The organism is Paenibacillus illinoisensis NBRC 15959 (assembly GCF_004000925.1).
Classification (GTDB): domain Bacteria; phylum Bacillota; class Bacilli; order Paenibacillales; family Paenibacillaceae; genus Paenibacillus; species Paenibacillus illinoisensis.
The window spans coordinates 358,639-381,041 of record NZ_BIME01000004.1 but is presented as its reverse complement, the minus strand read 5'-3'; the positions used below and the strand labels follow the sequence as shown (position 1 = coordinate 381,041).

19 protein-coding genes are annotated in these 22,403 nt (G+C 49.2%); 3 read left to right on the top strand and 16 right to left on the bottom strand.

Annotated elements, in window-relative coordinates; translation table 11 throughout:
- Positions 1–101 precede the first annotated feature (101 nt).
- From PIL01S_RS13100 to PIL01S_RS13090, 3 genes are read right to left on the bottom strand one after another with little or no spacing between them, the layout of a single operon-like run.
- Complete coding sequence (locus tag PIL01S_RS13100) at positions 102–1,499, bottom strand: glycosyltransferase family 2 protein (RefSeq protein WP_174818697.1); 1,398 nt, start codon at positions 1,497–1,499, stop codon at positions 102–104.
- Between the two features lie 22 nt (positions 1,500–1,521).
- Positions 1,522–2,730, bottom strand: coding sequence for a HEAT repeat domain-containing protein (locus PIL01S_RS13095; protein WP_127537884.1), 1,209 nt, complete (start codon positions 2,728–2,730; stop codon positions 1,522–1,524).
- 26 nt (positions 2,731–2,756) lie between these two features.
- Positions 2,757–4,982, bottom strand: a complete 2,226-nt coding sequence (locus tag PIL01S_RS13090) for a hypothetical protein (RefSeq protein ID WP_127537883.1) — start codon at positions 4,980–4,982, stop codon at positions 2,757–2,759.
- An 866-nt stretch (positions 4,983–5,848) separates the two neighbouring features.
- Between PIL01S_RS13090 and PIL01S_RS13085 the strand changes: the two genes are divergently transcribed.
- Together PIL01S_RS13085 and PIL01S_RS13080 are read left to right on the top strand one after the other, a co-directional pair.
- The gene (locus tag PIL01S_RS13085; protein ID WP_127537882.1) at positions 5,849–7,093 is read left to right on the top strand and encodes a DNA polymerase IV; all 1,245 of its coding nucleotides are present in this window, start codon (positions 5,849–5,851) and stop codon (positions 7,091–7,093) included.
- Complete coding sequence (locus tag PIL01S_RS13080; protein WP_127537881.1) at positions 7,090–7,431, top strand: YolD-like family protein; 342 nt, start codon at positions 7,090–7,092, stop codon at positions 7,429–7,431. Before PIL01S_RS13085 ends, PIL01S_RS13080 begins: the two co-directional genes overlap by 4 nt.
- A 254-nt stretch (positions 7,432–7,685) precedes the next feature.
- Here the strand turns inward: PIL01S_RS13080 and glsA are convergent, their stop codons facing one another.
- From glsA to PIL01S_RS13035, 9 genes are all read right to left on the bottom strand, one after another.
- Positions 7,686–8,627, bottom strand: a complete 942-nt coding sequence (gene glsA / locus PIL01S_RS13075; protein WP_127537880.1) for a glutaminase A — start codon at positions 8,625–8,627, stop codon at positions 7,686–7,688.
- A gap of 114 nt (positions 8,628–8,741) precedes the next feature.
- On the bottom strand, positions 8,742–9,224 hold the full coding sequence (locus PIL01S_RS13070) for a GNAT family N-acetyltransferase (RefSeq protein ID WP_127537879.1): 483 nt from the start codon (positions 9,222–9,224) through the stop codon (positions 8,742–8,744).
- Positions 9,225–9,443: 219 nt separating this feature from the next.
- Complete coding sequence (locus tag PIL01S_RS13065; RefSeq protein ID WP_174818693.1) at positions 9,444–10,736, bottom strand: L-lactate MFS transporter; 1,293 nt, start codon at positions 10,734–10,736, stop codon at positions 9,444–9,446.
- 159 nt (positions 10,737–10,895) lie between these two features.
- Positions 10,896–11,687: a LytR/AlgR family response regulator transcription factor gene (locus PIL01S_RS13060; protein ID WP_127537878.1), complete on the bottom strand. Its 792-nt coding sequence runs from the start codon at positions 11,685–11,687 to the stop codon at positions 10,896–10,898.
- Positions 11,688–11,694: 7 nt separating this feature from the next.
- Complete coding sequence (locus tag PIL01S_RS13055; RefSeq protein ID WP_174818692.1) at positions 11,695–13,362, bottom strand: sensor histidine kinase; 1,668 nt, start codon at positions 13,360–13,362, stop codon at positions 11,695–11,697.
- A gap of 773 nt (positions 13,363–14,135) precedes the next feature.
- Entirely contained in the window at positions 14,136–14,423 is a 288-nt protein-coding gene (locus PIL01S_RS13050; RefSeq protein WP_095359342.1) for a stage VI sporulation protein F, read from the bottom strand.
- 112 nt (positions 14,424–14,535) lie between these two features.
- On the bottom strand, positions 14,536–16,581 hold the full coding sequence (gene recG / locus PIL01S_RS13045; protein WP_127537877.1) for an ATP-dependent DNA helicase RecG: 2,046 nt from the start codon (positions 16,579–16,581) through the stop codon (positions 14,536–14,538).
- Between the two features lie 10 nt (positions 16,582–16,591).
- Positions 16,592–17,455 (bottom strand): DegV family protein, encoded by an 864-nt coding sequence (locus PIL01S_RS13040; RefSeq protein WP_127537876.1) that lies wholly within the window; start codon positions 17,453–17,455, stop codon positions 16,592–16,594.
- A 30-nt stretch (positions 17,456–17,485) separates the two neighbouring features.
- On the bottom strand, positions 17,486–19,294 hold the full coding sequence (locus PIL01S_RS13035) for a DAK2 domain-containing protein (RefSeq protein WP_127537875.1): 1,809 nt from the start codon (positions 19,292–19,294) through the stop codon (positions 17,486–17,488).
- Between the two features lie 637 nt (positions 19,295–19,931).
- Between PIL01S_RS13035 and rpmB the strand changes: the two genes are divergently transcribed.
- The gene (gene rpmB, locus PIL01S_RS13030) at positions 19,932–20,120 is read left to right on the top strand and encodes a 50S ribosomal protein L28 (RefSeq protein ID WP_024631107.1); all 189 of its coding nucleotides are present in this window, start codon (positions 19,932–19,934) and stop codon (positions 20,118–20,120) included.
- Between the two features lie 197 nt (positions 20,121–20,317).
- Here the strand turns inward: rpmB and spoVM are convergent, their stop codons facing one another.
- The 4 genes from spoVM to rsgA form a co-directional block, all read right to left on the bottom strand.
- Positions 20,318–20,398 (bottom strand): stage V sporulation protein SpoVM, encoded by an 81-nt coding sequence (gene spoVM, locus PIL01S_RS13025; RefSeq protein WP_019424875.1) that lies wholly within the window; start codon positions 20,396–20,398, stop codon positions 20,318–20,320.
- Positions 20,399–20,566: 168 nt separating this feature from the next.
- Entirely contained in the window at positions 20,567–20,818 is a 252-nt protein-coding gene (locus tag PIL01S_RS13020) for a hypothetical protein (protein WP_095359346.1), read from the bottom strand.
- A gap of 3 nt (positions 20,819–20,821) precedes the next feature.
- Positions 20,822–21,481, bottom strand: coding sequence for a ribulose-phosphate 3-epimerase (gene rpe, locus PIL01S_RS13015; protein ID WP_095290279.1), 660 nt, complete (start codon positions 21,479–21,481; stop codon positions 20,822–20,824).
- Positions 21,482–21,483: 2 nt separating this feature from the next.
- A complete protein-coding gene (gene rsgA / locus PIL01S_RS13010; RefSeq protein ID WP_127537874.1) occupies positions 21,484–22,401 on the bottom strand; it encodes a ribosome small subunit-dependent GTPase A in 918 nt (305 codons plus the stop codon).
- Positions 22,402–22,403 lie beyond the last annotated feature (2 nt).

The following is a 22,403-nucleotide window of genomic DNA, read 5'->3' as shown; positions in this document are numbered from 1 at the left end:
TCCACCCTTCTCCCTTGGTTATCTATTCTGTTGCTGCTGTATTGCCATTAGTGCCAATCGATGCTGCCCAATGGACTGCACCTCTCGATGCAGGCTGTGATTCAGGCAGCTTCGCTTCCCTTTTGTTCCTCGGACCAGCTCTGACGTGTCATGGTTCCCCATGAATTGTTGTTTTGCATGAACTGAATATGTCCCTGCAATCTCCACAGAACGCCAAGCTGGTGATAGCCCACAAATTTCAGAGCAGAGTAAACCAGCATTTTGACCAGATCCGACAGCTTGTTGTATCTCCGGAACGCAATTTCTTCCAGAATCAATGCCCCTACGCTCAGCAGATAACCGCTCACGAAGTTCAGCAATCCGAACAGAACAAGAACCGGCCACTGTGTCATATCGAGCAGCACATATCCGGCAAGGGCCAGCAGTCCGGTAATCCGGAAATAAGGGTTGAGCGCTTCAAAAATGACGTTGTATGGCATGGTCAGCATGCCCATCACCTTATATTTCGGGTTGAACAGCATGCCGCGGTTCTCCAGCATGTTCTTCAGATTCCCGCGTCCCCAGCGCTTACGCTGACTGGACAAGATGCGGTAGGAATCCGGCGCCTGTGTCCAGCAAACAGCTTCAGGACAAAAGGCTACGCGGTATTTCAATTTATTTTCCAGCATATAGCGATGAAGCTTGATGATAATGTTCATGTCTTCCCCCGGATAACCGTCCCGGTACCCACCAACGGCAATAACAGCATCCTTGCGGAACATGCCGAAGGCACCCGACACGATGATCAGTCCGTTCATATGGCTCCAGCCAATTCGTCCGCCCAGAAAGGCTTTGAGATACTCAATGGATTGGAACATCGGCCACATTTTGCGCGGCAGGGAGACATCCTGAACAGCTCCGTTTTCGATTTTGCAGCCATTCGCTATGCGAACATCTCCGCCAATCGCCACGGTCTCTTCGGGATTTTCCATGTACATGCGTGCCATCCGAATCAGGGCATCCTTTTCCAGCAACGAGTCGGCATCAATGGAAGAAATCAACGGATAATGGGACAAGTTGATCCCGGCATTAAGCGAGTCTGCCTTTCCGCCATTTTCCTTATCGATCACATACAGATCCGGGAATTCCGGATTGTGGTATATCCCCCGAATGGTTTGACAAGGAATTTTGCCACGGATCTTGGTATCAGGTACGGGTTTCAGGCGGTATTCCTTCAGCAGCACCTTCAGGGTACTGTCGCTGGATCCGTCATTCACCACGATGACTTCGTACGTCGGGTAGTTCAGTGTCATCAGACAGTTCACATTTTCAATAATCGTCAATTCCTCGTTGTAAGCCGGCACCAGCAGTGATACCGAAGGCACCAGTTCCGAGCCTGACAATGTATTGTATTTGGAATAATGCGACCGTCTGAAAATGGTCCAGATGTTGCGGAATGATAGCGCCAGAATGGAAAAATAAAGCGCATTTACAGCAACGACATAGTAGATGGCTACCATGCCATAAATCAATAACAGATCCCTAAGCAGTGTAATCCCCTCCTACCGCAGCCACACTGGTGCGTCTCTTCGTTGTTCGGTTACCCGGTACAGGGGCAAAATATTGGTCATAGAGCAGCCTTCTCTTGTTGTGCACAATCATCTGGTCAACCGCTTTGTGATCGGCTCCGGATTGTTTCATCGTGCTCTCGATTTGCTGCATTGCAATTTCACGTTCAGCACCGGTACCTTGTACCGCTGCCTGACATAACGCTTCGAATCCGGGTTCGCCCAGCATGCTCAAGCTCTCTGCACTCGTATAGCGCACTCGCCAGTCTTCGTCACGGAGCGCCTTGCGCAGCAGTGGAATGCTGCCTGCCGCATGCTTCGAACCAAGCGCCTGAACCACTTCTGCCCGTACTTCCGGATCAGCATCCTTCATCAGCTTGAGAATCGTCTCATCCTGAAGTGCCGGACTTGCGCTCAGATACAGCTTCACCGCTTCCGCCCGTACATCCTGATGTTCTGCACCGACCAACCGGTCGAGTGCCGGCATGACTTCAGGTACAGCCTGTCCCCACATGGCAACAAGTCCAACCTTTACAAAATCAGGATTGCGGTCTTCCAGCAGCTCAATCAGAAGTCTGCTTGTATCCAGGCTGGTCTCAAGCAAGATATCTGCAGCCAGATGATGAATCGATTTTCCTTTTGTGAGTAACACCTCAAGCATGTCCTTCAATTCACCCTGACGGGTTGTGCTTCTCGCAATGGAACGTCCAATCATGAATGCCATCGGTCCGGGCTTCTCATCCTTGAGTATTTCCATCAGGCCCGGGACAGCTTCGGGACAGCGCATGCCGCCCAATCGATATGCTGCATCGATCTGCCGGCCATAACGCAATCGGCCCAGTTCTTTCAGATCATGTTCTACAAATCCTGCTTCGCGGCAGAGTGCAATCAATTTGTCCCGGTACTCCCCTTTGAATTGATCAATCCACTCAATAAGCTTGCTCTGAATCACCTGTCGTTCAACCGGAGCCAGCTTGCCGGGAGGCAATCTCAGCGGACGGCCTTCAGTCAGTGCCGTTTGCAGATACGTGAAGTAATCCCGTTGCTTTTGTTTGTAGAATTCAATCTTGCGCCGTTTGCCGTTATGGGACACTTTCATGGCAAACAGCAGGATCACACCCAGAGCGACGAGCGCTATACAGATGTATAAAAATAGATAGGCCAACGCCAAACTCGAAAACATGTGAAAAGGTCCTCCTTTATACTCACTTAATTCATCTGAGAACTTGGAATTTGTTCAAAGACTTTCTTCATTTCTTCGTAACTCAGCTTCAGTCGTTCACTGTATTTCACCTGTTCCCACGGCTGCCAGCTATACACAGGCAAGGTTGTCAAATCCAGCGTCGTCTGATCACCTGCGGGCCAGGTCACGTTGCCCGTCGATCGATCCATTAACCATGGAACCAGCGTTATGCCTTCAGTCGTCACCGTCTTAAACGCCCGTCCTTCCTGCAGGGGTCCATAATCGATCACTTGCAGTGAACTTGGGTCACCAAACCCAAGCAGCATCCAGGGAATTCGCATCTCCACCTGATTGCCGTCATACTGCCAGGTCGTCAATGAATCCGTATCGGACTGTCCGGGAGCCGTTGTTCCCCGCTTCAAGATACCCACCTTCTCATTCATAAACGGATGAGCGGACCGGGTATCCGGCGGCGTCATCCTCAGGCTGACTGCCAAATTCCATGGATGGAAGGGATCAGCGGCATTAGCTTGCTTGTCCGGAAGCATATCGTATCCTTCCTTGCCGTACAGACGCTGGTTAAAATCATAATCCTTGGCGATCTCTACCTGGGATTCATCATCCTGTCCCAGCGTGATGACCGTTTCGAGACCGTCACTTAGCGTTCGTTCCGGAAGCCGCTCGCCAGGCTGATTGCCGCCTGCCAGTGTATCCGTCCCTATGCGGAGCACCGTTTGATCTGGATCATACGGCTGGTCCAGTTTCATCCCAATGTACAGGTAGGCCTCGTCGTGGGTCAGCTTCATTTCCTGAATGCCGTCCACTTTTCCCTGCCATACCGTAACCTCTTCTTCGTTCAGCGCAACCCAGTCATCCAGTTTCCCGTCGATGGTCAGCTGTTCCTGTTTGCCGGGGTCCATGGCGAGCAGACCGAACATTTTCTCGTTGGTCAGCACGTTTAGCCAGTAGGCCCGCCGATCAGCAGGAATTTCAAAAGGCATCGTGTTCCAGGTTTTCTTGAACCATTCATCCTGCCACATGAACAGAATCGCTCCCGCATACCCTTCGTCATAGATATCCTGAGTTAGTGAAGCGTCAATGGCTCCTTGTTCGGCCTCGTTATGTCCGCCCTGATCCCTTCCCCCCATGCCTAGATGAGAAATCCCCAGGGAAGAAGGTACACCATACTCTGTTACCATTACAGGCATATCGGAATACTCGGCTTTTAGCTTGCGTAGATAGCTTTTGTACGTGTTGTACTCGCCGTTTGCATCCTTGATCGTTTGAAGGGTCTGGTCCGTATGGAATAAGTCCGGATAATAGGGATATACATGATATGCTGCAAAATATCCTCCCTGCCAATCCTCCGGCTGAATATGCCGGGCATCCACACTGACGAGATCCTCCTCATACAATGGCTCGCCTGGATGTTCCAGCACATCGGTTGTCACCCAATTGGTGAACGTCATCGGATGTTCCCATCCATACTTCTTCTCCAGAACGGCTGTGTAGTCGAGCAGCTCGGCTAACCAGTTCTCGAAAGGCGAAGCATCTGCAGTCCCGGAAAAATGAACGCCCTTGTATTGCGGAACATCGGGATGTTTTTCATTCGTGTTGTCTACCATCGTGGGATCCCACTCGGTGCCAACATGCCAAGCCATCAGATATTTACCGGCATTCTTTTTGTACTTGCCGCTGGAGGCTCCGGCCTTTTCGGGAATATCCGCATCCCCATATACCGCCGTTACCGCTTTTTCAATCTCCTGCTTGAACGTCTGTTCAATATGATCAGCATAAGCGTCCTGCTTCTCAATCAACTCTTCTTCCGGCGACCATATACCCTGTATAAAATATAACGGCTGCTCCCGGCCACGGTTATAATCGACCAATGCTGAGTAAAAAATCGGTTCGTGGACCGTATACACCCGTATGACATTGGCCCCCATCTCCTGAATCTGCTGGAACCACCTTAGGTAATCCTCTTCGGTCAGGGGAAATTCTCCCGGATAATATCCCGGCGAAGTTGCACCCAGGTTGACGCCCTTAACGAACATCTCCCTCCATGTTCCATCGGGCCCGTATTCCATGAACCGGTCTCCCTCGGTCTTGAATTTCATCTCCGTGCCATTCTCGGCTGTGTAGGTAACGAGCTGGGGCTGCATGTAGTGCCAACCGGCCAATATTCCACCGGTCAGTACAACCGCTCCCGTCAACATCGTTAACATCCAGCGCTTTCTTCTTCGTCTGCTCATGGCTCCTGATTGCTCACCTCTCTATTATGCATCCTGCCTGTTTTCGTCTGAATCTGAAATTAAAGCTAACAGACATGCAGCCATTCATACTGCTTGGATGTCCGCTCCGGGTAGAGATGCCAGCGGTGTGTTCTCACTATAGCGCCAATACTCTGCATTTGTAACTAGGCTGATGGAAGCAAACGTGGAATGCAACATTCTGCCCATAATTCGTAAAAACGGCCATGAACTAGCATGAAAAGTTTGCCTAGCTTCTCTTCTTCACGAATGCCATTTTGACATTGATAAAACCACATTCCGAACTCTCTAACCTGTTGCAGTTCTCTACCCGTTAAAGTTATATGCAACGCGGTATGCAGCAGCTGTTTCGGCTTGAACACTTACCCCTTTAAACGCAAGTCATTTGTTAAAGTTGCGGACGTTTTTACAGTATTAACCATAAAGATTACAAAATTGATACTATAGTCCGATAACGCATCAGTGAAAACCCGCGGCCTGACAAGGTTTTCTGAAAAGTGCAGAAAAGCAAAAAAGGACATCAGTCCCCCCTTATAGGACTGTGCCCATTTATATTACTTTTACAAAAAACGAAATGAACACCGGGTCATCACCCTGAAGTCACGAATCTCTTACATCAAATGTAAAAAAGCACATCTTATTTCCTAAATTCTGACTCTATTATTTGGATTCCATAATTGTGTCCAATTTGCAAAAAAATTCCGGTTGCCGCTTTAGAACATTCGGGATATGCTTATAAAAACAGGAACGCATGTTCCATACTGTAAATAAAATGTAAAAAAACATACGGCTGAATAGTTCTGTCTGTTCGTGAACAGCCGAATCATGGAATAAAGGAGAGACCTGTTATGTCCCGCAAAGATGGACGCGTCATTATGCTGGCAGACTGCCAGTCATTTTATGCCAGTGTGGAGAAATCGGCACATCCCGAATACAAAGACCGTCCCCTTGTCGTAGCGGGAGATCCAGCGCGCCGTTCAGGCATCATCCTTGCGGCCTGCCCTATTGCCAAATCTTATGGAATTACGACGGCTGAGCGACTGGGTGAAGCCCTTGCCAAATGCCCGGACGTTGTCGTCGTTCGCCCCCGGATGGCAGAATACATTCGCGTGTCACTGCACATCACCAGGATTCTTCAGTCCTTCACTGACCTTGTTGAGCCCTACAGTATTGATGAGCAGTTTCTCGATGTCACCGGAAGCCTGGAGCTATTCGGCAGCCCGGAGACGATTGCCCGCAGCATTCAATCCAGGGTCATGGAGGAGACGGGCGTATACATTCGGATTGGCATCAGTGATACCAAAGTGGTGAGCAAAATGGCCTGTGACTTATATGCAAAAAAAGTCCCCGGAGGCATCTGTGTACTTAATCGTAAGGACATGGAGAAAACAATCTGGACCAAACCTGTCCGAGAGATGTTCATGGTCGGTTCACGGATGGGGAAACATCTTTATAACATGGGTATTCACACCATTGGTGATTTGGCACGGACGCCTCTGACCAGACTGAGGGAACGTTGGGGAGTTAATGGTGAAGTAATATGGCGAATTGCCCGTGGTATGGACGATTCACCTGTGAAACCCGGGACATACACACATCAGCAGCAGGGCATTGGACATCAGATGACGCTTCCCAGAGATTATGAGTCCTGGGAAGAGATCAAGGTTGTCCTGCTTGAGCTGGCAGAACTCGTCTGTCGACGCTCCCGGGACAAATCACTAATGGGTAACGTGGTCTCCGTGGGATGCCGCGGGCAGGATTACGACCGCCCAACTGGCTTCTCGCGCCAGATGAAGGTAAACGAGCCAACCAACATCACGGATGAAGTCTATGATGCGGCCGCGGCGCTCTTCCTTCGTCATTGGGACGGATTACCCATCCGCCGCATCAGCATCTCACTGACCGGGCTGGTGCCTGATTCCGAAGTACAGCTGTCCTGGTTCGATGATCGTGAACGCAAAAGAGAACTGGAACGTGCCACAGATGACATCAAGCGCAAGTTCGGAGACACTGCCATCATGCGGGCTTCCTCGCTCTGCTCGTCTGCACAGGCACAGGACCGTTCCCATAAAATCGGAGGTCATTACAAATGAGTAAAAAACTACAGCAAAACGGACTCTTTGAGTCTTCGCGCATGATGCTTCCCGAGCACCGGGAAGCTTACATTCTTCATCAGGAACAGCTTGCTCCCCGGACCCGTCCATCACTGGATGCTCAGGCAGCGGAAGAAATGTCCCGTTTGCTCAGCAATTCAATGATGCTTGGAGATACGGTGACCATAACCCTGTTCCATGAACATGACGATATCCGGTTTACTGGACAGGTACTGAAGCTGGACCCTACTGTACGAACTCTAAGGCTGCTGACATCTAACGGGACCCGGGACGTTCAGATGAATCTGATTACCAATGTGACACTGGCGAATGAATGACGCAGCAGATAGCACGTTCCAACGTTCAAGCTTATATCGGCAATAGGAACTATTCACTTTGCCAACTCTCATTAGCGAATATTCCGCAATAGATGCAGCCGAATTCATGCATGCAGGACCCTCTTCCTACACTTCCAATAAGGCTTTACGAGGCAACCCAACACCCATTATCGCCGAAGCTGCCTTCGGCCCAAAGAAGCAAAATGACCGATATGTGATTCATCGGCCATTTTGGTGGGTATATGGGGAAATCTTTAGAAAAGACTCCAGTCAAATTCCTTGGAAAGGCGCTCCAGCAAATGCACGCCCGCAATGCTGTTCCCTTTTCGATTTAGTGCCGGTCCTACAAGACCAATGCCAAACTGGCCAGGAACAAGGGTGATAATTCCGCCGGATACTCCGCTCTTGGCAGGCAGCCCGACTTCAATGGCAAATTCGCCCGATGCGTTATACATACCGCAGGTCGTCATGAAGGTTTTGGCAATCTGCACATAACGGCGTGGAATGAGCTCATTTCCGGTAATCGGATCTGTGCCATCATGAGCAAGCACCAGAGCCATACGCGCCAGATCCGCACAAGTCACCTCGATCGAACAGTGGCGGAAATAGACACAGAGCACATCTTCCACATCTTCCTTGATCACACCATTATGCTTCAAAAAGTAAGCCAGCGAACGGTTCAAGTGACCTGTCTCCGATTCGGACCGGAAGACCTCTTCGTTATAGTCCAGCCGTTCATTGTTCGCGAGCTTGCGGAAAAACTCCAGAATTCGCCGTGACTTCTCTTCCTTGCAGTCTCCCGCGACCAGGGAGGAGACCGTTATGGCTCCTGCATTGATCAGCGGGTTAAACGGGATACCCGGTTCAACCAGTTCAAGCTTGATCATCGAATTGTAATCGTCACCCGTAGGTTCTTTTCCTACATTAAAGAAAACCGCTTCTTCCCCATGATCCATCAGGGCGAGAATTAGTGTGAACACTTTGGAGATGCTCTGCATCGTAAAGGGTACACCGCAATCTCCGGCAGATACATGATTGCCTTCGGCGTCCATAATATGTATGCCCAGCTCATCCTGTGAAGCCTTGACCAGCTCCGGGATATAGGAAGCGACCTTTCCCTGCCCTGTATGCAGACGACTGGTCTCCAGCCATTCCGGCAGCAATTCGTTCAGACGCTCCATTACCGTATTGCTCATCTCCATCCCCTCCATATCTCTGTGCAGCATCCTGCATTATTCCCGGCCGGGTATGAGCTCCATGCCAGGTATAAGCAGAATGTGTGTATATCATTACCCTTCTGGCTTGATCGGTTACCGACGTACTTGAAGGTTTAATTCCAGAATCTCACCGGGGAGCCCTTCCATATCGCCTGTCCATGTCGATACAAAATTCTGTCTGGTTAATATTCGACGGGATGCCACGTTGGATGGGTCAATGATCGCATAGAGCACACCAATTCCCGCTGCCTGTGCTTTTAAAATGAGACGCGACGCAATGGACGTGCCATGACCTTGGCCCCAGTATTCAGGCAAAACCATATAGCCCATCTCCGCTCGGGACGAATCGGATTCATCCGGAATGAGTTTGGCGTAAGCCAGCCCAGCTCCGTCTGCACCTGATACCCGGAAATATCCGCAACTGGAGCTCAGATTATAATCAAGCATGGACCGGAATTGGGTCTTCGCCTCCTCCTCCGGGAGGGTACGTTCCGTAATTTGTTTCATGACTTCCATATTGGAAACCAGAGCATAATAGTCTGCAAAGTCAGGTTCAGCATATTTAACGAAGTTCATCGAAATCCTCCTCCAGCTCCGAACAGATGTTGTTGTGCTTTAATTCACCTAGAGTATAGCAGAAGCACAGGATACAATGCACGCTGCCCCCAAGTGATCCAATACCAACCAGTAGTTTTTGCCTATCCCTATTGAAAAAAGCGGCCTCCGCAGAGACCGCCATACATTTATTTAACATAGAACTTTAAATTATAACAATATTCAAAAATTCGAATTCACTCAGCTTGCCCGGGATGAAGGTTTGAGACTCATTTGACCTTCATGCTGACGTGTACGACGATTTTGACCCGGAGGTGTAATCATCAAGGCAAGCAGCAGGGAAACAGCACAGAGTATGGCAATAACGATAAACGTCAGATGGAATCCGCCCAGCAGGGCACTGATAAAGGATCCAGCCAATGCTCCAATGCCAAATCCCTGATAGATGACGCCATAGTTTTTGCTCTGATTTTTCAGTCCGAAATAATCCGCGACAATCGCCGGAAATACGGTAATGTTACCACCGAAACAGAACGCTACTGCAGCCACGCAGGCGAAGAACACACCATAGGTCAGCGGAACGAGGCTTAGTGTCATGACGGCGGCTGCCGTAACCAGCAGTGCCCCGGCAATCACTTTCATCCGGCCTACTTTGTCCGACAAGGCCCCCAGAATGATACGCCCTGCTGTATTGAAGATCGCAACCATCGCAACGGCATTCGCAGCAGTAGCCACGTCAAGACCTGCCAGCTGCACGCCGATGTCTTTGACGATACCGATCAGATACAATCCGCTCATACAAGCCGTAAAGAAGATAACGAACAGCATATACGCTTCTTTCGTGCGAAGCATTTCTTTTACCGTGTACTGATGACGAATAACTTCTTCCTGCTTCGCCCCTTCAGTCTTGCTAACGGGAGCCTGTTCACGAACTATGGCTTCACGAATCAGGAAAGATCCGGCCACAACCAGGACCAGGACGATGATACCCCAGTACATAAATGCCTGAGCAGGTCCTACAGCACCAATCAATGCCGAGTTCACATATTTAAACAACAAACTGCCTGTACCAAAAGCACCAACGGAAATACCTGAGATGAGACCTTTGCGTTCCGGGAACCATTTGATTAAGTTGGATAACGACGTAATATAAGCGGTCCCGTCTGCAAATCCAACTACGAATCCTGCCAAAATGTAGAGCAGTGTTAATGAAGTGACCTGAGAACTGAGCACCAGTCCCAGACCAAGGACAATCCCCGCAACACGGATCAGGCGCTGCAGTCCCCACCGTTCCTGCAGACGGCCTGCAAACAGCGTAGCAAATGCGAGTGCAAAACTTGTGATCGAAAAAGTTATCGCGACCGAGCTGACGTCCCATCCGAAACGGTCAGACAGCGGTTGATTAAATAAACTCCAGGTGTAGATGGTTCCAAGGCCCATTTGTACAATGATTGTTCCCAGTACAATAAGCCAGCGATTCATTTTTATGGATGTCGATGCTGAATTAGGTGCTGATGAAATAGCTGCTTTCATCGTGATCTCCCCTTTGCCGATGTCATGTCTGAGCACACTGTCCATCACTTGGTGAATGACAATGCTGCTTTGAATGCGTTCACAAGCTAATCATACATGAAAGGGGATTCATAACACCGATTTAAGCATGAGTTGCATCAGAAACGGAATGAAATGCCTCTATATGCGCATGAGCTGCCTGAATTCCTTGACCTTGCCCCGGCTAACCGGCACTTCCGCTTCCAGATCGCGCAGACGGAGCAGATAGGTATTGTTAAACCAGGGTACAATTTCACGAATTTGAGACAGATTGACCAGGTAAGAACGGTGACAGCGGAAAAAGGACTCCTGAGGCAGTCGGCCATGAAAATCCGAAATGCTCACTGGCATCGTAAACTCACCATTTTTGGTATACACCTTCGTTACTTTCTCTTGTGCTTCCGCATAATAAATGTCGGCTGTATCCGTTACGATAATGTTATCGTTTCGCAGCAGATTAATTCGTATTCCACTTCCGGCGACAGATGCTTTTGGCGGTGATCCTTGTACGGAAGTGTCATCCGTCACTTGAGCCTGCCCATGTTCAACCAATCCCTCTCCCGCATGATCACGTTTGAAGGCATTCTCCAGCTTGAGCAGCATGGCTGCAATTCGTTTCTCATCATAAGGCTTCAGAATGTAGTCAAAGGCTTCCAGCTCGAATGCTTCTGCTGCATGCTCCTTGTACGCAGTCGTAAAGACGATATAAGGCTTACTGGCGAACTTCCCGATATGATGGGCCAGCATCATGCCGTCCAGAGATGGAATGTTAATATCGAGAAAAATAACGTCCACTTCCTGCTCCTGCAGAAATTTGAGTACATCCAGACCATCCTCCAGGCAGGCAACCACTTCAATCTCACTATGTTCCTGAATCAAATAATTCAATTCTTCACTTGCAGGAATTTCATCCTCCACGATAAGGGCTCTCATAGACCAATCACCTTGTCACGACATCTCCTTTGGGTACGTCAAAAATAATATCAGTTCCTTGCTCCAGCCGCGTAATGGTTACACCTTGTCCATAAATGAGCTTCACCCGCCGATGAACATTATATAGACCAATCTGATTCCCCGGCATTCGGTCATGATAGACCTTCTCAATGATATCGGGGTTGATACCAGCACCGGTGTCACTAACTCCTATTCGTACAAAATCAGGGTAATCCTGTACCCGAATCCGCACCGTTCCAGGACCTTTGACCTTGAGGACACCATGAATGATGGCATTTTCAACAAGTGGCTGAATGACCAGACTTGGAATATGCACCGCCACCTCATCAATCTCATAGATCACGTTAAGCCTGCTGCCATAACGGGCTTTCTCAATCTCCACATAATTGCGGACCTGCTCCAGCTCCTTATGAATATCGATCAGCTCATCCGACAGCTCCAGATTATAGCGCATATATCCCGACAAATTCACAATCAGCTCCCGTGCCCGGTCAGGCTTCGTTCGAATAGAAGAAGCAATCGCGTTCAGCGCATTGAAGAGAAAATGAGGATGAATGGTCGTCTGCAATGCCCGCAGTTCCGCTTTGTTGGCGGCTGCCTTAATCTCTTCGACCCGGGAAACTTCCATCTGAGTGGAAATAATCTGGGATAGTCCCACAGCCATCGTTTGCAGCGGATACGTAATTTTATAAGCTTTACGGTAATAAATCTTCAGGGCTCCCGTGACTTCGCTCCGCTCCTTGAGCGGAATAATCAGCAGGGAATGAATATCCGGTGTTTTCTCATCCGTCACATCATTACTGATCGTAATCTCTCCGCTGGAGATCGTCTGCTTCGTCATCTCGCTAATAATCTCATTGCCAATGTGATATCGTTCTTCCCCGAACCCGACATAGGCCAGTACATTGCGAGTATCCGTAATGGCAACAGCGTCAGCCTGGATATCCTCCTGAATAATGCGACAGATGGTCCGCAGGGAGTCCTCATCAATGGAGCGGAAGTAGGGCAGCGTTTTGTTCGCAATTTCCAAGGCCAGTTTGGCCTGGCGTGCTGCGATCATTTCCTTTTCCCCTTCCACACTCTGCACCAGCAGTACGATCAGTCCAATATTGACCTCACCCAGAATCATGGGCAATGCAATCTTGGATACAATGTCCGCACCGAGCGGGTCCGGATAGGAATATAGCAGAATTAGCAGCATCGTAAGTGCTTCACAGATCATCCCGGCCGCAATACCAACCATCCACCGCTTCGACTTGGGTGTGTATTTATGAATGTAACCCGACACCAGACCGGCAATGATACTCGTTATGAGACACGGAATGGCCGTAATCCCATCCATATCAATCAAATACCGGTGCACTCCCGATACTATCCCCGTAATAATCCCTACAGGTGCTCCAAACAAAATACCTCCCGACAAAATAGCGATAATCCGCACATTCACCAGTGAACCTTCCACATTGATCCCGGTATAGGTGCCAAAGATCGCAAAAGCACAGAATAGCAGCGTCACGGCCACATATTCCTGCGGCCTTAGTTTCCCCTTCTGCAAAATCTGTCTAAAACGAGGTACCCTCGATAAAAAGAATAAAAAGATAATTAGCAGCGCCGCCCGCTCAAATAAACCCAGCAGCATCGTAAACATTTCCATGAAGCCCGCTTCCTCCAAATCCATCAAAAATCAGCAATATGCCTTATGCTTTGTTATTGCATCTCCGGTTTTCGTTCCCTTTTACACGATCCTATGAATGCTCATTTTGCGTTCATCCTTTTTGCTCGTATGCACCAGTTTACCGCTCTGCCAAGGAGAAAGCAAAGTCATCAGATAGAAATGAGATGTAAAAGGATGCAGTAGAGTCTTTTGCTCCATTCAGACAGACTTTAAGGAATCCGTTACACCTTATTACGAGAATTAGTATGGAATAATAACTTTAACGAACCTATGCCACGCTATATAAGTAAAAAACTGCTATTAACCTCCGCGAAAGACGATATAACAACTCTATGATTCGTTACGACACCGAACCTGATGATTTACCCGGATAGCGTGCGCTCAGTTCGTTACAACTACTTTATCTTTCCGTGAAACACGTCTTTATCATGCATCACGGACGCTTGGTCTGATGTCTAACATCAAAAAAGGCAGTCCATAAGTCATTTCCTGACTTATGAACTGCCCCGCCCTTTAACCAACCTACACCCTCGGTGTAGGTTGAGTCTTTATAAAATAAACAGATCATTCACACAAAACGAAGAGGACAGAATAAACCTGAAGAAGCGAAGCGCTCGCCTTTATCCCCGGATTTCCCCATTGAGGGCGTTCAAAAAAATCCGGGAATAACAGCGATCGGAAGATGGTACTGCAATCGTAGCGGCAACGTGTGCTGTCCTGCATGCATTTTATACCCTCAACCTACAGCGACCTCACCGAAACATCCCCCACAGCTTAATCAAATGAAACGTATTGTTAGGATCAATCTTCTGGGCGATGACGAAGGCAACGAACTGCTCCTCCTGAGCTGACGAGAAGTTTTCATTCAAGATGACAGCAGATGACTTGACCAATCTTCTAACCTTGGCCCGGTCCTGAAGGTCGGACTTCGTAATTCCGTCAATCAGCTTTTTGATGCGATCTTTGACAGCAGGATTCTTCATCTTTAATTTGATCCGCTCCACCAGCTGCGGACTGATTCCATATTGTTGGTAACCCAAAACGTACAGCACCTCCCAAAAATGAACTCACTTTCTATTCATATGACGGGAGGGCTTGTTCACTTGACTTTTTTCGCACGAATTGCAGGAAAGCAATGCATTCAGGCCACAATCAATCGATCAGATCACCCTGGAATACCTGCTGCTGCTGTAAATACTCTCGCAAAGCCGTATAGTCCACAGATGTCCAGAAATTCGGATCGCCGATCAAACCGGACACATCATCCCTCGCTTGCTCCAATACGGCAAAGTCTGCAACCATATCCGCCAGGCGGAATTCCGGTAATCCACTCTGTTTGGTCCCGAAGAAATCCCCCGGTCCCCGCAGATCGAGATCACGGCGAGAAACTTCAAACCCATCCTCCGTTTCGGTCATGACCTTCATGCGCTCCTGCCCAACCTCTGTTTTGGGATCGGCGATGAGCACGCAATAGGAAGCGTGAGCCCCCCGGCCAACACGGCCGCGAAGCTGATGCAGCTGGGACAGGCCAAAACGGTCCGCATCCATAATAACCATTAACGTAGCATTCGGTACATCGACGCCGACTTCCACCACCGTGGTGGAGACGAGAAGCTGAATATCATTGCTGTAGAACGCACGCATCATCTCTTCTTTCTCCCCAGCGGTCATCCGTCCATGCAGCAGGCCCACACGATAATTCGGAAAATTCTGCTGCATCTGCACATGCAGATCAATCGCATTTTGGACATCCAGCTTCTCGGATTCCTCAATTAAAGGGCATATAAGATAAGCCTGACGGCCCTGATCCACTTCCCGGGAGATGAAACCGAGCACACGCTCCATCATGTCATGTTTAACCCAATAGGTGGAGATCGGAATTCGTCCCTTCGGCCGTTCCGAGATCGTGGATACTTCAATATCCCCAAATGCCGTAATCGCCAGCGTCCGTGGAATCGGGGTTGCCGTCATGGTTAACACATCGGGATTATATCCTTTTCGCCGCAAAATGCTGCGTTGGTTCACCCCGAAGCGATGCTGCTCGTCCGTCACGACAAGACCAAGATCACGGAAGAACACATCTTCCTGAATCAAGGCATGGGTACCCACCACGATATCAATCATCCCCATTTGCAGCGAAGCGATCAGATCCTTGCGTTTTCGTCCATTTACGCTGCCTGTTAGAAGGCCCACCGTTACGCCAAAAGGTTCAAACAGCTTTTGCAATGATCGCATATGCTGCTCGGCCAGAATCTCGGTAGGTACCATTAGAGCTCCCTGGAAACCGGAACGAACCGAGGTGTACAGCGCTATGGCTGCAATCACCGTTTTACCCGAACCCACATCGCCTTGCAGCAAGCGGTTCATGGAATAAGGCGAGCGCATATCGTGAAGGATTTCCAGTTCCACCTTCTTCTGAGCATCTGTCAGTTCAAACGGCAGACTGCGCACAAACTCGCGAATGGTGGCATTATCCGTTGTATGCACAACCCCATCCATCCGATTTCGGTTCAATGCACGATAGGCCTGCATCTTCAGCTGGAACAAAAACAATTCTTCATAGACCATGCGCTGTCTGGCCTGCTGGCCTTCCCGATTATCCTGCGGACGGTGAATCCCCGCAATTGCCTGTTTACGAGGCATCAGTCCGTATTTTTTCATCAGAGATGGAGGTAAAATCTCGGGAATCATGTCTCCAAATTGGATTAACCCCTGATTAATCGTCTTGCGCATCCAGGATTGCGTCAGCTTGCCCGTTACCGAGTAGACCGGCTGCAGCGTACCTGAACGGCCATCTCCCTTATCCGGAAACTCCGAGTCCGAGACGGTCATCTGCATGCGCTTTTGTTCCCACTTCCCCGTAAGCACAATTTCGCGGTTTGGCGTAAGCTGGTCTTTTAGAAAATGACGATTAAACCAGGTTGCCGTAATCATCCACTCTTCTGTCATCACCTTGCAGGTGAGACGGGACTTTTTACCATAGCGCTGCAACACCGGAATACCCATGATCTTACCCTGGACCGTAATCTTGTCTCCATCTTTCACTTCACTAAGAGAACGCAGACGATAATCCTCATAACGGAACGGATAGTATTCAAGCAGGTCTTTAACACTAGAGATGCCAAAGGCGTGAAGCTCTCCCTCTTTGAGAGCACTCACGCCGTTAATTTGCTTAACCGATATTTCTTCCAATTTCATGTCTAATCCCTCATTCCGGAACAGGCCACATAAAGATGGCAATAACGCCAGGCCCAACATGGCTGCCAATAACGGCTCCAATATTGGTGTACACCACTTCATTCAGTGTAAAATGCCCACGCAGCTGCTCTGCACAAGCAATCGCTGTTCCGGGATCTGCGGTATGGCCTACGGCCACGTTCACACGCTTACCCGCAAGGTCCTGCTGAAACAGCTCAATGATGCGTGCCATTGCTTTTTTGTGTCCTCTGACTTTTTCAACAGCGTATATTACACCTTCCTCATCAATGGACAAGATGGGCTTAATATTCAGTAAGGTGCCTAGAATAGCCGCTGCCTTCCCGATCCGCCCGCCTTTTTGCAGGTACTCCAGTGTATCCACCAGGAAAAACAGCTTACGGCTCTTCTGCATGGCTTCCACAGCTGCAGCAATCTCGGCTGCGGGCTTGCCTTGACTCGCGAGTTCAGCTGCCTGAACAACCATCAGACCATATCCATAAGATGCCGACTTGGAGTCCAGCACCGTAATGTCGCCCTCGCGCTCCAGCAGGGATTTGCCCAGTAGTGCCGATTGATAGGTTCCACTCATGCCTGATGACAGGTGAATCGAGACAATCGGACGTTCCGGGTCTTCATCCAGCAGAGTCTGGTAGATGTTCATGAATTCGGTTGGCGAAGGCTGTGACGTTGTAGGTAACGCCGAAGCCTTCGCCAATTTGGCATAAAACTGTTCCGAAGTCAGATCAACGCCGTCTGCATAACTTTCTTCACCAAACAGAACACGCAGTGGAACCACATGAATTCCGTATTTACTTACAAGCTCTTCCGGTATATCTGCGGTACTGTCTGTTACTATCGCAATCTTATGGCTCAAGCGAGATCTCCTCCTTGCGTGAGTGTACTATCAGGACTCCACAGAGAACAAATAATAATAAACTGGCTGTCCTCCGGAATGTACCTCCACCTCAGCATCAGGATATTGCGACTCCAGCCATGCCGCAAGCGCAGCGGTAACCTCAGAGTCAGCTTCTTCCCCTTCGAGGATGGTAACCACTTCATCTCCACTCTCCATCATCTGCTGCAGCAAGCCTTCACACGCACGCAGCATGCTTTCATCTGTTGCAACGATTTTGGAATTATGGATGCCAATGTAATGGCCTGCCTTGATATCCAGCTCATCGTACTGAGTATCTCTTACTGCATGAGTAACCTGACCCGACTGCACGCGGCCAATGGCTTCCAGCATCTGATCACGGTTGGTTTCAGCAGATTCATCCTCCTGGAAGGCAAACGCAGCTGCCATTCCTTGCGGAATGGTTTTGCTCGGGATCACCGTGATCCGGCGTTCGTCTTCAAGCAGTTCTCGTGCCTGTTCGGCAGCAAGGACAATATTGGAATTGTTCGGCAAAATAAATACCTGTTCCGCAGCGATCGAGCGAACTGCATTCACAAAGTCCTCGGTACTTGGATTCATCGTCTGTCCGCCGGACAGCACGACGTCCACTCCGAGGCTTTGGAAGATTTCCGCAATACCGTCACCTGAAGATACAGCGATAAAACCATACGGAGCCATCTCATCTGCCGGAGGTACTGCCTCTTCGTGACTGCGTGTCGTTTCAGGCGGAATCTCTGCAAATAATTCAGGAGAAGGGGCAATATCCATGCCCGCTGTCAGCAGATCCCGGTGCTGTTCACGCATGTTCAAAATGTGAATCTGAGTAATTTCGCCGTAACGAAGTGCCAGATTCAGTACCTCTCCAGGTGTCTTGGAGTGCACATGCACTTTGATTACTTCGTCATCAGCAATAATGATGATGGAATCACCATTAACTGACAACGCTTTCCGGAATGCCTCGTCATCGAATGCCACGCCTGCATTATCTCCCAGCTGACGGTTAATGAAGAATTCCATATCATACAGGAACTCGATATCTTCCGTTTCCAGTCTAGCCTGTGCAGACAACGGCATCTCTGGAGCAATGACCTGCTGCGCAGGCTTTGCAGGCACCTCTTCTGCCGGTACAGCCGGTTTCAATGCGGACGATGCCACAGATGGTTGTACTTCTTTTTGCAGGGATGCACGGCTAACACCGTCGGTCTGCAGCAGAACTTCCATAAAACCTTCGTAAATATATACAAGCCCCTGTCCACCCGAATCCACGACGCCAACCTGTTTTAGTACAGGCAGCAATTCCGGAGTCGTTGCCAGTGCCTCTTTTGCTTTTAACAATACTTCATTCATTAATTCGGTAATATCATTCGTCCGTCTTGCATAGTAGCTGGCATGTTTCGCTGCTTCCTTAGCCACGGTAAGAATGGTTCCTTCAACAGGCTTCACGACAGCTTTGTACGCTGCGTCCACGCCGTTTTGGAGGGCTGCTGCAAATTGGAGCGTATTCAGTTCCTCATAAGGAGCAGCTGAACGACTGAACCCACGGAACAACTGCGATAAAATAACGCCAGAATTCCCCCGTGCGCCCATAAGCAGGCCTTTAGATAAAATACCGGCAGCTTCTCCGATGGAGGCAGAACTCTTGCGTTTAATCTCTGCAACTCCCGCACTCATTGTCAAATTCATGTTCGTTCCCGTGTCGCCATCCGGCACAGGGAAAACATTCAGGGAATTGACGTGCTCTGCATGCTGTCCAAGTTGTTCCGCGCCGGCAAGTACCATTGCGGTGAAATCTGTTCCATTTAAAGAACGTATACTCAAGTGAGAATTCCCCTTCCTAGCTTGATACACGAACATCTTGCACCAAGATGTTAACTGGTCTGTTCATGCGTTGACGCTTCTGCGTCATTCTTCGTCCACACCTTGTCCGGCAAAGGCATACAATTCAACATGTCATCCGGATCTACGGTCTGGGCGGCCGAGCCACCGATATCCTGCAACCGCTGAAGCCCGAGTTCGGGGCATACGGATATGCACCGGTATCGAGAGCCGGCATGAATGCCGCATGGAGACTGGTGCCAGTGATGGAAATGTCACAGCGCACAGCGTTGCCAAATTGCAGACCACCGACCTCTTGGGACGGTCAAATCTCCGGCTTTCTCGCGGCAACAGCCTGTTCACCGCTGTATTATGGACTATTCAACATTGTACTATATTAGGCAGGAGAAATAAATAAAGTTTTTGGATCAGTTGACGAAGCTTTTTTGGGTATGATATTATATTCAAGTATTGTTTTATGCAGGTTAAGTAATGGAAATGATCCGGCCATGCCGGCTTGAACAACGCCATTAGCTACTGGAGCCTGACCACTATGGTCAGGAAGAACAATTTAGCCTTTAAGGAATGACTTTCGTCTCTCCGAAGGCAACTGGTTATTTTAGGATAGGAGGTGTAATCTATGTCTCGCAAATGTTATGTGACAGGTAAGAAACCGGGCACCGGTAACCACGTATCCCACGCTAACAACCGTAACCGTCGTTCTTGGGGCGTAAACGTTCAGAAGGTCCGCATTCTCGTGAACGGTAAACCAAAACGTGTATACGTAAGCACCCGTGCACTGAAAGCCGGTAAAGTGACTCGCGTATAATCACGCAAAGCTACTATAAATCGGATAAGCAAAAAGCACCTTGTTCCTTGCAGGTGCTTTTTTGGTATTCAAAAAAGTACATAAATACCTGCACAAGCATGTGAATGCCCGCCGCATGGCACTTCTCAGGTCGGATTCCCCAATCGTCCTGAAGCCATAGCGGCGGTATTCGCCTTTTGAGCCTGCTCTCGATCTTATCAGTTCTTTTGAAACGTATTAAGGATCGCCTTTACAAACCCTCCCAAAAACTTCGGCAGTTTGAATGTGTAAAATTTCATACTTCACCCTCCCCATCATGCTCATGCATCCGCCGTATCCTATGCTTCAGGGCCTTCTTCACCTTAAACACGACAAAAAAGGCTACATGAGAAACCTGCTCATGTAACCATATTTATGCGGAACCACCTGTCCCTATTCCAACATGACGAGCCCGAAGAACAGCTCATTTACGTTTGGGCAGGAACAAATTGATAGACAGCGATCATGAATACACTCAGCAAGTAATACAGTATGCTGAATATGACGAAGGTAACACGCGATCGTGTACGATCAAACTTTCGAAAATACATAATGACAACGCCCACGCCAATCAGTGAGGTAAGCGCATTGTATGGGGATTGAATGACTGCAAATAACGCAAGCACCAGTCCCGTTACAAGGCTGGCAGCCATTGTCCACAGCGTCTCCTTAAGGCCCATAGATCAGCCTCCGTAGCTGCTACGGATTTCGGCAATGGCGGCTGCACGGTCCTCACGTCCGAATACCGCACTACCTGCGACGAGTACATCCGCGCCAGCTTCAACAACGAGTGGTGCTGTATCGGCTGCAATTCCCCCGTCCACTTCGATGTGTACGTCATGGCGTCCTTTTTCATTCAGCCAGCTGCGAATTTGTCTGATTTTGTTCATGGTTCCCGAAATGAACGCTTGTCCGCCAAACCCAGGATTCACGGTCATGACCAGAACCATGTCCACGTCATCCAGCACTTCCTGAATGGCACTGGCAGGTGTCCCCGGATTCAGAGCAACTCCCGCCTTGACTCCCTGTTCCTTAATCAGATGAATCACACGGTGCAAATGTACACATGCCTCGGCATGAACGGTAATAACAGCCGCTCCTGCTTTGGCAAATTCCTCAACATACCGTTCCGGATTCTCAATCATCAGATGTACATCCAATGGCAGGTTGGTATGTGGCGCAATAGCTTTCACAATGGCAGGACCCAGCGTAATATTCGGAACGAAATGACCGTCCATGACATCAACGTGAATCCAGTCGCCTCCAGCAGCTTGCGCCTCAGCTACCTCAGCACCAAGACGTGCAAAATCTGCAGATAAGATGGATGGAGCAATTTTAATCATAATTAGTACCTCCGCTTCTTGTCTTTCATTTCTGTAAGGAACTGCTCATAATGCCGGTAACGGCTGTCGGAGATTAGACCTTCCTCCTTGGCTGCAAGAACTCGGCATTGGGGCTCATGTGTATGGGTACAGCCGCGGAATTTGCATTGATCCGCATACTGGGCAAATTCACGGAAACAGGTGGATAATTCCTCCACACCAATCTCGAGAAAGTCCAGTTGGCTGAATCCGGGTGTATCTGCTACAAATCCACCATTATCCAGCGGGATCAGTTCAACGTGTCTGGTCGTATGTTTACCGCGTCCAAGACGCATACTGATTTCACTCGTTTCAAGTGTCAGCCCTGGCATCAGGGCATTAAGCATGGATGACTTACCTACACCGGACTGACCCGAGAACACACTGATCTTGCCTGCAAGGCGTTCTTTGAGCAGTTCATTGCCCTCACCGGTTCGCGAACTGGTCGAGATGACTTCATACCCAATCTGTTCATAGAGAGCCTTAACCTCGGCTACAGTGTCCCTGGTATCCTTCTCTGGATCTACGAGGTCCTGCTTCGTTAATACAATTAGAGCATCCAATCCCGCCTGCTCAATATGTACGAGAAATTTGTCCAGCAGATTAAGGTTCATGTCCGGTTCTTTAACGGAGAACAGAAGAACAGCCAGACTGACGTTCGCAACAGGAGGACGGATTAATTCATTCTCCCGTTCCCGGATCTCGTCTACTGTTCCTTCGCCATTCTCAGTCAGCATATAGCTGACGCGATCACCGACAAGCGGAGATATGCCTCTCTTTTTGAATATACCTCTCGCTCGGCATTGAACGGCGGAGCCTTCAACCGAAGGCACCCCGTTCTCTAACAATGGCATGACATAATAGTAACCGCTTAGCGCTTTTACGATGATACCTTCCGGCATAG

What these genes read in the sequence shown, in the direction of transcription:
- rpmB (WP_024631107.1), top strand. Translation starts at nt 19,932, where the DNA reads ATGTCTCGCAAATGTTATGTGACAGGTAAGAAACCGGGCACCGGTAAC.
- PIL01S_RS13070 (WP_127537879.1), bottom strand. Translation starts at nt 9,224, where the DNA reads ATGAACTTCGTTAAATATGCTGAACCTGACTTTGCAGACTATTATGCT.
- glsA (WP_127537880.1), bottom strand. Translation starts at nt 8,627, where the DNA reads ATGAGCAATACGGTAATGGAGCGTCTGAACGAATTGCTGCCGGAATGG.
- PIL01S_RS13020 (WP_095359346.1), bottom strand. Translation starts at nt 20,818, where the DNA reads ATGGGCCTTAAGGAGACGCTGTGGACAATGGCTGCCAGCCTTGTAACG.
- recG (WP_127537877.1), bottom strand. Translation starts at nt 16,581, where the DNA reads ATGAAATTGGAAGAAATATCGGTTAAGCAAATTAACGGCGTGAGTGCT.
- rpe (WP_095290279.1), bottom strand. Translation starts at nt 21,481, where the DNA reads ATGATTAAAATTGCTCCATCCATCTTATCTGCAGATTTTGCACGTCTT.
- PIL01S_RS13090 (WP_127537883.1), bottom strand. Translation starts at nt 4,982, where the DNA reads ATGAGCAGACGAAGAAGAAAGCGCTGGATGTTAACGATGTTGACGGGA.
- spoVM (WP_019424875.1), bottom strand. Translation starts at nt 20,398, where the DNA reads ATGAAATTTTACACATTCAAACTGCCGAAGTTTTTGGGAGGGTTTGTA.
- PIL01S_RS13080 (WP_127537881.1), top strand. Translation starts at nt 7,090, where the DNA reads ATGAGTAAAAAACTACAGCAAAACGGACTCTTTGAGTCTTCGCGCATG.
- PIL01S_RS13100 (WP_174818697.1), bottom strand. Translation starts at nt 1,499, where the DNA reads ATGGTAGCCATCTACTATGTCGTTGCTGTAAATGCGCTTTATTTTTCC.
- PIL01S_RS13055 (WP_174818692.1), bottom strand. Translation starts at nt 13,362, where the DNA reads ATGGAAATGTTTACGATGCTGCTGGGTTTATTTGAGCGGGCGGCGCTG.
- PIL01S_RS13060 (WP_127537878.1), bottom strand. Translation starts at nt 11,687, where the DNA reads ATGAGAGCCCTTATCGTGGAGGATGAAATTCCTGCAAGTGAAGAATTG.
- PIL01S_RS13095 (WP_127537884.1), bottom strand. Translation starts at nt 2,730, where the DNA reads ATGTTTTCGAGTTTGGCGTTGGCCTATCTATTTTTATACATCTGTATA.
- PIL01S_RS13085 (WP_127537882.1), top strand. Translation starts at nt 5,849, where the DNA reads ATGTCCCGCAAAGATGGACGCGTCATTATGCTGGCAGACTGCCAGTCA.
- PIL01S_RS13065 (WP_174818693.1), bottom strand. Translation starts at nt 10,736, where the DNA reads ATGAAAGCAGCTATTTCATCAGCACCTAATTCAGCATCGACATCCATA.
- rsgA (WP_127537874.1), bottom strand. Translation starts at nt 22,401, where the DNA reads ATGCCGGAAGGTATCATCGTAAAAGCGCTAAGCGGTTACTATTATGTC.